The 12328-nt window shown below is 74.6% G+C and carries 9 protein-coding genes; 4 read left to right on the top strand and 5 right to left on the bottom strand.

Translation table 11 applies throughout. From position 1 onward, the window contains the following. The first annotated feature begins 687 nt into the window (after positions 1 to 687). On the top strand, positions 688 to 1938 hold the full coding sequence (locus K7I03_RS00775) for a 3-deoxy-7-phosphoheptulonate synthase (protein WP_185945137.1): 1251 nt from the start codon (positions 688 to 690) through the stop codon (positions 1936 to 1938). Next, positions 1935 to 3839: an anthranilate synthase family protein gene (locus tag K7I03_RS00770; RefSeq protein ID WP_185945136.1), complete on the top strand. Its 1905-nt coding sequence runs from the start codon at positions 1935 to 1937 to the stop codon at positions 3837 to 3839. The genes K7I03_RS00775 and K7I03_RS00770 overlap by 4 nt, the downstream gene beginning before the upstream one ends. 71 nt (positions 3840 to 3910) lie before the next feature. Here K7I03_RS00770 and K7I03_RS00765 read toward each other — a convergent pair whose 3' ends face one another. From K7I03_RS00765 to K7I03_RS00755, 3 genes are all read right to left on the bottom strand, one after another. After that, positions 3911 to 4879 (bottom strand): zinc-binding dehydrogenase, encoded by a 969-nt coding sequence (locus K7I03_RS00765; RefSeq protein ID WP_185945135.1) that lies wholly within the window; start codon positions 4877 to 4879, stop codon positions 3911 to 3913. A gap of 60 nt (positions 4880 to 4939) precedes the next feature. Next, a complete protein-coding gene (gene argF, locus K7I03_RS00760) occupies positions 4940 to 5932 on the bottom strand; it encodes an ornithine carbamoyltransferase (RefSeq protein WP_185945134.1) in 993 nt (330 codons plus the stop codon). 203 nt (positions 5933 to 6135) lie between these two features. Beyond that, the gene (locus K7I03_RS00755) at positions 6136 to 6957 is read right to left on the bottom strand and encodes a LysR family substrate-binding domain-containing protein (protein WP_185945133.1); all 822 of its coding nucleotides are present in this window, start codon (positions 6955 to 6957) and stop codon (positions 6136 to 6138) included. A gap of 53 nt (positions 6958 to 7010) precedes the next feature. Here K7I03_RS00755 and K7I03_RS00750 point away from each other — a divergent pair, with 53 nt between their 5' ends. Together K7I03_RS00750 and K7I03_RS00745 are read left to right on the top strand one after the other, a co-directional pair. Further along, on the top strand, positions 7011 to 7412 hold the full coding sequence (locus K7I03_RS00750) for a DUF5997 family protein (RefSeq protein ID WP_185945132.1): 402 nt from the start codon (positions 7011 to 7013) through the stop codon (positions 7410 to 7412). Between the two features lie 363 nt (positions 7413 to 7775). Next, a complete protein-coding gene (locus tag K7I03_RS00745) occupies positions 7776 to 8876 on the top strand; it encodes a mechanosensitive ion channel family protein (RefSeq protein WP_185945131.1) in 1101 nt (366 codons plus the stop codon). 169 nt (positions 8877 to 9045) lie between these two features. On the opposite strand, the gene K7I03_RS00740 is transcribed toward K7I03_RS00745, so the two are convergent. Further along, positions 9046 to 9510, bottom strand: coding sequence for a hypothetical protein (locus K7I03_RS00740; RefSeq protein ID WP_185945130.1), 465 nt, complete (start codon positions 9508 to 9510; stop codon positions 9046 to 9048). Between the two features lie 318 nt (positions 9511 to 9828). Then, on the bottom strand, positions 9829 to 12153 hold the full coding sequence (locus K7I03_RS00735; RefSeq protein ID WP_398858447.1) for a chitinase C-terminal domain-containing protein: 2325 nt from the start codon (positions 12151 to 12153) through the stop codon (positions 9829 to 9831). Between the last annotated feature and the right edge of the window lie 175 nt (positions 12154 to 12328).

Genomic DNA, 12328 nt, shown 5'->3' with positions numbered 1-12328 from the left:
GCCGGTAGGCCGGACGGACCGTCCGCCGGTCTGCCGGACGGAAGCGCCGGTCGGTCCGAATGCGTCGCCGCTGGCCTGGATGTGTCGCCCGCCGGACGGACCGTCCGCCGGTCTGCCGGACGGAACCGCCGGTCGGCCCGAACGCGTCGCCGTCGGCCCGGATGTGTCGCCCGTCGGCTCGGACGGACTGCCCGCCGGCTGGCCGGTCGCAACCGCCGGTCGGTGCGAACGCGATCGCCGGCGTTCCGGATGTGTCGCCCGCCGGTGGGACGGACTGCCCGTCGGCTCGGACGAACCGCCCGCCGGTTGGACGGACCACCCGCCGGCTGGTCGGGCGGAACCGGTCGGTGCGAACGCGTCGCCGCTGTTCCGGGTGTGTCGCCCGCCGGCCGGCCGGAGTGCCCGTCGGCTGGCCGGACCTCCCGGCGGTCGGCCGGACCGCCCGCCGGTCCGGGCACGCGGCCGGCCCGGGCGCGCCGCCGGTCCGAGCCACCGCCCGGCGCGGTCCCGCCGCCCGCGGCAGGCGATCCCGCGCCGACCGGCAGCTGACAGACTCCGTCCGACCTGACGAACCGGTCCCGCCGCCGCTGGGTGCGCCCCCACGGCCGGTCCAGGCTGGAGAGGTGCATCCTTCACTCCACCCGCCACGCCGCCCACGACCCGGCCGGCCCGACCGACGGAGCCGGCGTGACCGGTGAACCACTGCTCTCCCTGCCCCTGGAGACCGCCCGCCAGCAGCCGTGCTGGGACGACCCCGAGCAGGTCCGGCGGGTCCGCGAGACCCTGGCCGGACGGCCGGGGCTGGTCGCCGAGGACGGCGTGCGCACCCTCTACGCCCATCTGGCCCGCGTCGCGGCCGGCGAGGCCGAGGTGGTCCAGGCCGGCGACTGCGCCGAGAACCCCGACGAGTGCACGGCCGCCCACGTGGCCCGCAAGACCGCCGTCCTCGACCTGCTCGCCGGAGCCGTGAAGCTCGCCGGCGGCCGGCCGGTCCTGCGCGTGGGCCGGATCGCCGGCCAGTTCGCCAAGCCGCGCTCCCGGCCCACCGAACGCGTCGGCGGCCGCGTCCTGCCCGTCTACCGCGGCCACATCGTCAACGGCCCGGCCCCGACTCCCGAGGAGCGCCGCCCCGACCCCCTGCGCCTGGTCACCGCCTACATGGCGGCCGTCGACATCACGAGCCACCTCGGCCACCCCGGCCGGGACGACCCCACCAGGATCGAACAGCCGGTGTTCACCAGCCACGAGGCGCTGCTGCTCGACTACGAACTGCCCTTACTGCGCCGGACCGCCGACGGCGGTCTGCTGCTGTCCTCGACGCACTGGCCGTGGATCGGCGAGCGCACCCGGCAGGCGGACGGCGCGCACGTACGGCTGCTGGCCGAGGTGGCCAACCCGGTGGCGGTCAAGATCGGGCCGGACGTCGGCACCGGAGAACTCCTGGCGGTCTGCCGGGCGTTGGACCCCGAGCGTCGGCCCGGTCGGCTGACGCTCATCGTACGGATGGGCGCGGACGCCGTGGCCGGGCGGCTGCCCGCCCTGGTCCGCGCGGTCCGCGCCGCCGGCCACCCGGTCGTCTGGCTCACCGACCCCATGCACGGCAACACCGTGATCACCCCACGAGGCCGCAAGACCCGGTACGTCCGCACGCTCCAGCGCGAGATCCGCGCCTTCCGGGCCGTGCTGGCCGACGCCGGCGCCTTCCCGGGCGGCGTCCACCTGGAGACCACCCCCGACCGCGTCACCGAGTGCGTCCACGACGCGCGCGAGGCCGACCGCGCCGGCGAGATCTCCACCACCTTCTGCGACCCCCGGCTCACCCCGGAACAGGCCCTGGAGGTCCTGACCGCCTGGGGCGAACCGGCAGGGCCCGTCCCGCCGGCGCGGACGCCGGGAGCGGCACCGGCACACCCGGCGGCGGAAGGGCGGCCGTCATGACGGACGGCGCCGCGCTCCTCGACCGGGTCCTGGCCCCCGACCCGCCGCCCTTCGCCCTCCTCTACCGCCCCGCGACCGCCGGCGGCGACCGGATCGACGTCCTGACCGGCACCCTCACCACCCCCGGGCGCGTCGCCGACCTCCCGCTGCCCGCCACCGCCCACGGCCCGGCCGGCGCCGACGTCCTCGCCGTCCTGCCCTACCGGCAGCTGGCCGAACGCGGCCTGGCCGCCCCCGACGACGGCACGCCCCTGCTCGCCCTCACCGTGCGCGAACAGGCCGCCGTCGGACGCCGGACCCTCCTCGCCCGCGTCCCGGACACCCCCCTCCGCCTGACGGACGGACACTTCGACCTCGACGACGACGCCTACGCGCGACTCGTCCGCACCCTCGTGGACGAGGAGATCGCCGCCGGCGCCGGCGCCAACTTCGTCCTCAAACGCCGCTTCCTCGCCGACGTCACCGACTGGTCCCCGGCCGCCGCCACCGCCTTCTTCCGCCGCCTGCTGGTCCGCGAGTCGGGCGTTCACTGGACGTTCCTCGTCCACACACCCGAACGCACCCTGGTCGGCGCCAGCCCCGAACGCCACGTCACCCTGCGCGCCGGCACCGCCGTGATGAACCCCATCAGCGGCACCTACCGCCACCCCGGCACCGGACCCACCCTCGCCGGCGTCCTGGACTTCCTCGCCGACCCCAAGGAGACCTACGAGCTGTTCATGGTCCTCGACGAGGAACTGAAGATGATGGCGGCGGTCTGCGACCGCGGGATCCGGGTGCGCGGCCCCTTCCTGAAGGAGATGGCCCGCCTCGCCCACACCGAGTACCTCATCGAGGGCCGCACCGACCGCGACGTCCGCGACATCCTGCGCGCCACCCTGTTCGCCCCGACCGTCACCGGCAGCCCGCTGGAGAGCGCCGCCCGTGTCATCAGCCGCCACGAGCCCCACGGCCGCGGCTACTACAGCGGGGTGATCGCCCTCATCGGCCGCGACGGCCACGGCGGCCGCACCCTGGACTCCGCCATCCTCATCCGCACCGCCGACGTCGACCCCCGCGGCCGGCTGGCCATCGGCGTGGGCGCCACCGTCGTCCGCGACTCCGACCCGGCGGCCGAGGCCGCCGAGACCCGGGCCAAGGCCCGCGGCCTGCTGGCCGCCCCGCCGCCCGGCGCCGCGACCGCCCTGGCGCGGCACCCCGCCGTCCGCTCCGCCCTCCGCGCCCGGAACGCCGGCCTCGCCCGCTTCTGGCTCCACAGACCCGCCCCCGTCCCTCGGGGCGGCGGCTTCCTGGCGGGCCGCCGGATCCTGGTGATCGACGCCGAGGACGGCTTCACCGCGATGATCGCGCACCAACTGCGCGCCGAGGGCGCCCTGGTGACCGTCCGCCGCCACGACCGCCCCGGCCCCCTCTCCGATGTCACCGGCCACGACCTCGTCGTCACCGGGCCCGGCCCCGGCGACCCCCGCGACCTCGCCGACGCCCGGATCGCCCGCCTGCACCACCTGACCGGCCGCCTCCTCGCCACCCGCCGGCCCTTCCTGGCCGTCTGCCTCAGCCACCAGATCCTCGGCCACCGGCTGGGACTCGTCCCGCGCCGCCGCCCCGCGCCCCACCAGGGCGTAAGGAAGGAGATCGACCTCTTCGGCCGCCGCGAGCACGTCGGCTTCTACAACAGCTACGCGCTCCACAGCCCCGCCGGCCGGCTGGACCTGCCAGGCACCGGGCGGGTGGACGTCTGCCGGGACCCCGTCACCGGCGAGGTGCACGCCCTGCGCGGCCCGCACTTCGCCGGCGTGCAGTTCCACGCCGAGTCCGTCCTCACCCCGGGCGGCCTGCGCGTCCTCCGGCCGCTGCTCACCGGCCTGTTCGAGGCACCGCGGCACACAGTCCGTCCCTGAGACGGCCGCTTACCATGAACGGCCGCTCACCGTGAGAGGGCCGCTCACCCTGGGACAGCCGCGACCGTGCCTCACCGGACGTCCAGCACCACCCGGCGGCCGCGCAGCCGGCCCGACTCCAGCATCCGGTGCGCCTCGGCGGTCGCGCTCAACGGCAGCCCGACCACCTCCCGGGGGCGCAGCCGGCCGGCGGACAGCACGGCGTCCACACACCCGGCCGCCGCCGCCAGTTCGGCCACCGTGGCGTTGGTGATGGCGAAGCCCACGACCGAGCGGTCCGCCACGTAGAGCGGCCCGACGGGCAGCACCGGCCGGCTCGCCATCCCCGCCAGCAGCACCAGCCGGCCGCGCGGCGCCAGCGCCTCCACCGCGGCGGGCACGTCGTTGGCCCCCGCCGCGTCGGCGTACACATCGACGCCGCCGGGGCACGCCCGCGCCAGCCCGCCGGCCGCCGCCTCCCGCCGGTCAAGCACCACCTCGGCGCCCAGCGCGCGGCAGCGGGCCTCGTCGGCGGCCCGGGCGACCGCCACGACCCGGGCCCCCGCCGCGGCGGCCACGGCCACCATCGCCGACCCCACGTTGCCCGCCGCGCCCACCACGGCCACCGTCCGCCCCGGCCGCAGCCCGCCGTGCGTGACCAGGCCCAGGTAGGCGGTGGCCACCGGGTGCACCAGCGTCACCGCGAGCCGCGGGTCCACCCCGGGCGGCAGCTGGTAGAGCCGCTCCGCGGGTACCGCCGCCAGCTCGGCCGCCGCGCCCTGCCGGCCGCCGTGGCCCATGCTGTTGCACCACACTGGGGTACCCGCCGGAAACCCGGCGGCGCCCGCGCCCGCCACCCGTCCGACCAAATCGCGGCCGACGACGAACGGGAACTCCACCGGCGTGCGCACGGCGCCGGAGCGGACGAAGGTGTCCACGTGGTTGACGGTTGTCGCCGCCACCTCCACCAGCACCTCGCCCGGTCCGGGGCGCGGCGCGGGCAGCTCCCCGAAGCGGATGGCCTCCGCCGGTCCGAACTCCTCGATGTACGCGGCGTCCATGCGGCCATTCTGGCCGTCCCGCCCCGGCGCTGTCCTGCCCCGCCGCTGTCCCGTCTCCGCTCAGGCCGGCCGCAGGCGGGCCGCGGTGATCAGGGTGTGGAGCACCGCCTGGGCGGTGGGGAGACGGTTGGCGGCCTGCTGCCAGGCCAGGCAGCGGGGGCCGTCCAGGACCTCCGAGGTGATCTCCTCGCCGCGGACCGCGGGCAGGCAGTGCAGCACCACGGCGTCCCCGGGGGCGTGTGCCAGGAGCCGGTCGTCCACCCGGTAGCGGGCCAGGCGCCGCCGGCGCTCGTCGGCCTCGTCGCGCCGGTCCATGGGCACCCACACCTCGGCGTAGACGGCGTGCGCGCCCCGGACGGCGTCCTCCGGGTCCTCGGTCACGGAGACGGACCCGCCGGTGCGCCGCATCGTGTCGCGGGCCTCGTCCAGCAGGCCGGGGTCCGTCCCGTAGGCGGCGGGACGGGCGATGGTCAGGTGCATGCCGGTGGTGGCGCAGGCGGAGAGGAAGGAGTTGCAGGTGTTGCTCCCGCCGTCGCCGACGAAGGCGGCCCGCAGGCCCTTCAGCGTCCCGAAGTGCTCCCGCAGGGCGAGCAGGTCGGCGAGGGACTGACACGGGTGGTGGCTGTTGCTCAGCGCGTTGACGACCGGCACCGCGGACACCTCGGCCATCCGCTCCACGACGCGGTGTTCGAAGGTGCGCACGGCGACGGCGTCGAGGTACGACGAGAGGACCCGGGCCGTGTCGGCGACGGTCTCGCCGTGGCCGAGCTGGAGCTCGTCCCGGTTCAGCACCACGGCGGCCATGCCGAGCCGCTGGGCGGCGGCGGCCAGCGACACCCGCGTCCGCGTGGACGGCTTCTCGAAGACGCACCCGACGGCCCCGCCCCGCAGGCTGTCCGCCCACCCCAGCGGCTCCCGCTTCATCTCCTCCGCCCGGTCCAGCAGGGTCCGCAGGACCCCCGGGGCGAGGTCGCCGACCCGCAGCAGGTGGTCCGGGACCGTGCCGTCCGCGGCGGGGGCTTCCCGGCGGGCCGCCGGTGACGGTCGGGTCATCGCGCGCCTCCGGGTCGGGCGTCCGCCGGCGGTCGGTCCGCCGGCGGGCTCTGCCCCGAGTCTGACCGGGGGCGGGGGGACCGGCACCCCGCCCGCGCCGCCCGGGTGAACCGTCGGCGGGCGCCTGGGGACGTGAATCCCCGCGGACGGGGCCCGTGCGGACGCGGGCCCTTGCGGACGCGGGCCCTTGCGCACGCGTACGGTCAGCGGCCCCCGCGCCGCCGGCCGCCGGCGGAGCGCTGGGTTCCGCCCTTGCCACCGCCCTTCGCGGTGTTCTTCCCGGCGCCCTTCCCGCCGCTCTGTCCCGCGGTCTTCCTGCCGCCCTGCCCGGCGGCCTTCCGGGGCGAGCCGCCGCCGCCCTTCCGGCCGGCGGCCCCCGCCCCGCCCGTCCGGCGCTCCTGGGCCGACGGCAGCTTGGGGCCGCGCGTGCTGTTGGCGGTCCGGCCGCGGACGACGCCGATGAAGTGCTCGACGAGCTCCGTGGTCCGCTCCTCGGGCCAGGACAGGGCGACCCGCGACTGCGGGGCGTCGGTCAGCGGCCGGTAGGTGAGGTCCTTGCGGTGGTGCAGCCGGGCGAGGGACTGCGGGACGACGAGGACGCCGATGCCGGCCGCGACCAGCTCGACGGCGTCCGCGGTCGTGGCGGGCCGCTCCAGCGCGGGCCGCCCCGGCAGCCGCTCCCAGCCCAGGGCGTCGTCCAGCGGGTGCAGGACGATGTCGTCGGCGAGGTCGGCGACCGTCGCCTCGTCCACCGCCGTGAGCAGGTGGTCCTTGGGGACGATCACCACGGTGGTCTCGGTGTACAGCGGGATGGCGCTGAGGTCCGTCCCGTCCACCGGGAGCCGCAGCAGCGCGGCGTCGGCGCCGTCGGCGCGGAGCACGCCGGGCGCCTCGTGCGGGGGCACCGACAGCAGGGTCAGCGGCACCTCGGGCAGGCGGTCGTTCCAGATACGCACCCATTTGTCGGGTGTCACTCCCGGGACGTAGGCGAGCCGGAACGTGGGGGAGTCTTGCGAGCCTGTCACCCGCCCAGGTTACCGGTCACGGAGCGTGCCGATCGCCCCGTACCCTTGGTCGCATGACCACGCACAAAACCGCCCAGACGATGAAGCCCGCTACCGCGGCGAAGAAGCTGGGGGTGTACCTGGAAGCCACCCCCGCCTCGTTCCGGGAGGGTGTGGTCTCCCGCCAGGAGCTGAACGCGCTCCAGGCCGACCCGCCGGAGTGGCTGCGGGACCTGCGGCGCGACGGTCCGCACCCCCGGCCGGTAGTCGCCGCGAAGCTCGGCGTCTCCATCGCGGGCCTCGCCCGGGGCGGCGTCACCGAGGCGCTCACCACGGAGCAGATCGAGGCGCTGAAGCAGGAGCGGCCCGAGTGGCTGGAGCGCGAGCGCGCGACGCAGGCCGGGGTCCGCAAGGAGGCGCAGCGGATCAAGGAGCGGGACGCCCAGCGGGCCGCCGCCGAGTCCGCCGGTTCCTGATCCCCTTTCCTCCTTCGTACCTCCGCAGGCCCGGCCCGGGACCCCTCCCGGGCCGGGCCCGCCGTCTTTCCGGCCACCTTCCGTCCCGCCCTTCCGGCCCACCCCTCCGTCCCGCCCTTCCGGAATCCGGCCGAATCAGCGCGTCCGGTTTGATGGCTTGTCATCGGCTTTGCCCTGACGGCCGGTCAGAACCTGTCCCGGCCGTGGTGCAGGATGGCGTTTTGTGCCGGGTCATGTCTGTGTCCTGGCGCTTTGACGATCGTTCCGGACAGGTAGGTAGGACGAAGTGACGGTTGGCTGTGTCGGACTGCCGGTGGCGCGGGGCGCCGCCGGGGCGTGGTCCGGGAACCGCGGAGGGTGCCGGTGACCGGGGATCTGACGGTGCACGACGCGATCACCGCGGGCATCGCGGTGGTCGCCGGGCTGCTGGCGGCCGGGCTGCTGCGGGTGATCCTGCGGTGGCTCGGCGAACGGGCCCTGCGGACGCGCTGGATCGGCGACGACATCATCGTCGACATCCTGCGCACCCTCGCCCCCTGCGCGGCGGTGGCCGCCGGCGTGGCCGTGGGTGCCGCGGCCCTGCCGCTGAACCACCAGGTGCGACACACCGTCAACCAGACGCTGGTGGCGGTGGTGATGCTCAGCGCCACCTTCACCGCGGCGCGGGTGATCAGCGGCCTGATCCGGACGGTGACGCAGTCCCGCTCCGGAGTGGCCGGCCAGGCCACGATATTCGTCAACATCACGCGCATCACGGTCCTGGCGATGGGCTTCCTGGTCATCCTGGAGACCCTCGGCATCTCCATAGCCCCGCTGCTCACCGCCCTCGGCGTCGGCGGTCTGGCCATCGCCCTGGCCATGCGGGACACGCTGGCCAACCTCTTCGCGGGGGTGCACATCCTGGTCTCCAAGACGGTCCAGCCCGGCGACTACATCCGGCTCAGCAGCGGTGAGGAGGGCTATGTCGTCGACATCAACTGGCGCAACACCGTCGTCGAGCAGCTCTCCAACAACCTGGTCATCATCCCGAACGCCCAGCTGGCCGGGACCAATATGACCAACTTCAGCAGGCCCGAGCAGCCGCTGACCGTCACCGTGCAGGTCGGCGTCGGCTACGACAGCGACCTGGAGCACGTGGAGAAGGTCACCAACGAGGTCGTGGCGAGCGTGATGCGGGACGTCGACGGGGCCGTGCCCGACCACGAACCGGCCGTGCGCTTCCACACCTTCGGCGACTCCCGGATCGGATTCACCGTGATCCTCGGGGTCGGCGAGTACAGCGACAAGTACCGCATCAAGCACGAGTTCATCAAGCGCCTGCACCAGCGCTACCGCGCCGAGGGCATCCGCATCCCGGCCCCCGCGCGCACGGTGTCCCTCCAGGGCGGCGAGGCCGATCCGCTGATCCCGCACCCGCGCACCCCGGCCGAGGGCGCGGGCGGCCGGCGGGCGCCCCGGCCCTGACCTCCTTCCCCGTCCAGCCGGTCGGCCGGGCCCGGGAAGGCAACCGGTCCGGCCCGACCGGTCCCCGGCCGCCGCCTGCCCTCGCCGCGGGCCGCGGCCGGGACCGACTCCCGCCGCGGATGCGCGACCGGCGCCGGGCGGGAGTCGGGGTGGCCGCCGGCAGCCGCGGTCAATGGGCGGTGCGGGTGTTCCAGACGGCCTGGCTGCCGTCGTAGATCACGACGTTGCCGTCGTCCTGGACGGCGAGCCGGGAGCCCGGGTGGCCGGCGGTCTTGGAGTCCCAAACAGCCTTGCCGGAACGGGTGTAGACGACGAAGTTGCCGTCGGTCTGGAAGACCGCGTGCCAGCCCTGGTTGACGGTACCGGTGTTCCAGCGGGCCCGGCCGAACTCGTCGTAGACGACGAGATTGCCGTCCGTCTGCATGACCAGCGTGGCCGTGTCCGAACTCCAGGACTGACCCCGCTCCAGCACCGCGGGCGCCTCAAGGATCCGGGTGGCTTTGACTCTCACCGCGGACGTGTCTCTCGCGCCGTCGGCCGCGGTGTGCGCGGCGGGTGCCGCGGCCGCCTGGCCCGCGAGTGCCAACGTCGCGAGCGCGGCCGTTACGAGGAGCGTACTGACCCTCTTCTTCACGACAAGGGGCTCCTTTCACCGAATCGGTCGTCCTCCGGCTGCTGCCGGGGACGGCCGTCCGAGTCTGTCACCACGCCGGGGGACGGTGCCCGGACGCGCGTGCGATCTGACGCGTTCGCGCCGTCGACATGGCCAACCAGTGGCTGTTCGCCGGAAGTTGCCTGTTACGTTCCGGCCGTCCGGGAGCGCCGTCCCCACGGCGGAACCACAGGATGGGCCACAGGATCCGGTGCCTGGGGGACTTGCGGGCGCGGCCGAACGCCCCCCGGCGGTGGGGCGACGCGCCGGGGGACGGGATCAAGGGTTGAGGGGGCAGGGTCAGCAGGCGCCGAGGTCCTGCCAGACCCCCCACTCGCCGGTGGTGCCGGGCTCGTCGCCCTGCGTCCACCACTTGGCCTTCCAGGAGTGCGCCTTCCAGGAGACGGTCGCACCGCCGTTGTAGACCGCCCCCTTGTCCCAGGTCGGCGCGGTGCAGGTGCCGCCCGTCGGGGTCGCGGTCGGGCTCGGGCCGCCGGTGGGGGTGCCGGTGGGCGTGGCCGTCGGGGTGCTGGTCGGGGTGGGGGAGGGGCCGCCCGGGTCGGTCACGGTCGTGCCGCGCGTCAGGTCGCCGGCCAGCGCCCAGGTCTTCCCACCGAAGCTCACGGTCCAGTTGGACGGCGTGGACGTCGGCAGGTAGTAGACGAGGTCGAGCACGGCGGTGGCGCCGGGCGCGAGCGGCTGCGAGGCCGGGAGCTTCACGGACGCCCGGTTGTAGTCGCCCTTGAGGCCGCCGATGTTATTGGGTGCGGTGTGGTCGCTGCGGATGACCCGCAGCCCCCACCCGGACTGGTCCCGGGCGTTCCCCGGCGCCGAGTTGGCGTAGTCGAACTGGAACTCGGTGCCGCCCGGCAGTGTGGTCTTCGTCCGATTGGTGATGCGGACCTTGGGGTTGATGGGGTAGTTGCTGTCGCCGAGGGGGAAGTCGGTGAAGGCGACGTCGACGTCGAGGGCCTGGTCGGGCAGGGCGGTCGTCGCGCGCCGGGCACCGTACGCGGGCGCGGACTTGAAGGCGTCGTTCATGACGGACGTCAGGGTGTCGCCCGGCTCGTACTGGTTCTTGGCGGCGTTCCATCCGTAGTCGCCCGCGAGCTCCCAGATCATGGTGCCGCCGAGGCCCTTGTCCACCACGTACTGCGCCTTGGCCTTGACGGACTGCTCGTCCTCCGTGGAGAGGAACACCTTCTTGTCGGCGTTCCACAGCCAGGGCGCGGTCAGGGTCGCGTCGTACTCGCGGGCGTAGGTGCCGGTGGGCTTGGTGCCGGCCGGGAAGCCGTACTTCGTCAGGTAGTCCCCGGCGATGCCCTTCTCCAGGTTCTTGGCGTGCCACATGGGGTTGGATCCGGCCGGGGACTCCTTGCCGTCGTCGTCCTTGTCGTGCCACAGGTTGTCGATGCCGACGGCGCCGTCGCCGCAGGTGGTGAGCCCCGAACCGGCCGGGCACGTCGTCGCCTTGGCCGTTCCCCACAGGCCGTCGGTGCCGCCCGTGACGTTCTTCCAGCCGCGCGTGTAGTACGGCAGCCCGAGATTGATCCGGCCGGCGGGCAGCGCGCCGCGGAAGTAGTGGTACGCCCAGTCGGCGTTGAGGTAGCCGATGCCGCCGTACTGCGGGGTGGTGTAGACGCCCCACTTGGCGAGTTCGGCGTCCTTGCCGTCGTCGTACAGCGCGGCGTTGGGGCCGACGAACTCGTTCCACGCGCCGTGCAGGTCGTAGGACATGATGTTGACGTAGTCCAGGTACTTCGTGCTCTGGTACGTCTCCATGCCGCGCAGCAGGTAGCCGGAGGAGGGCGCGGCGACGGACAGCAGGTAGTGCCGGCCGTCGGCCGCCCCGGCCCGGTCGAGCCGCTCGCGGAGGGTCTTCATCAGCGCCGCGTAGCCCTTGTTGAGGCCGCCGCGCCGGGCGTTGGCGAGGGGCCAGTCCTTGGGGTGTCCGGCGTCCTTCATCGACGTCGGGTACTCGTAGTCGATGTCGACGCCGTTGAAGCCGTACTTCCGGACGAACGCGACCGCGGAGTCGGCGAAGGTGTCGATGCCCTGCTGGTTGACCGAGCCGTCGGCGTTGGTCGCCGTCTTGTAGAAGCCGCCCGAGTCGACCCGCTTGCCGTTCTCGTCGATGTAGCCGCCGGTCTCGGCCCAGCCGCCGACGGATATCAGGGTCTTCACCTGCGGGTGCTGCTTCTTGAACTTGTTCAGGAGGTTGAAGTGGCCCTTGTAGGGGAGGTCCGGGTCCATCTCCGCGCCCTTGACGCCCGGCCAGGTCATCCCGGTGGCCGGATTGTCCGCGCCGTCCGCGCCGACGGAGATCCGGTCGTCCGGGCCGACGTGCGCGAAGGCGTAGTTGAGGTGGGTGACCTTGTCCCAGGGGATGTCGGAGGCGAGGTACGCCGGGGTGCCGTCCTTGCCGGTGCGCCAGCCGGTGAAGTAGCCGATGACGCGGCGCTGGTGGTCCGCGCCCATCTTCTCGCGGCCGGCGGTGTCGTAGACGGTGCAGTAGGGCACGTCGACGCCGGGCGTCGCGTAGAGGCCGTCGGGGCGGCAGGCGGCGTGGTCCTCGGCGGCCGAGGAGGACCCCGTCTGCAGCGTGGCGGCCAGCAGCCCGGCCAGGGCGGCGCCCGCGGCGGCGACGGCGGCGCCGCGGCGCGCGCGGGTGCCGGTGCCGCGGGTGCCGGTAGCGCGAGTGCCGGTACAGGGTCCGCCCGGGGGTCTGCCCAGAGGCAGCAGGTCTCGGAACAACACGATCGGTCCTCCAGTGGGGGCTCGTGGAGCGGGTGGGGGGTGC

Origin of the sequence: Streptomyces mobaraensis, assembly GCF_020099395.1 — a bacterium.
Taxonomy (GTDB): Bacteria; Actinomycetota; Actinomycetes; order Streptomycetales; family Streptomycetaceae; genus Streptomyces.
Note: the sequence above shows the minus strand (reverse complement) of the source record. Positions and strands in the feature narration are given on the sequence as shown.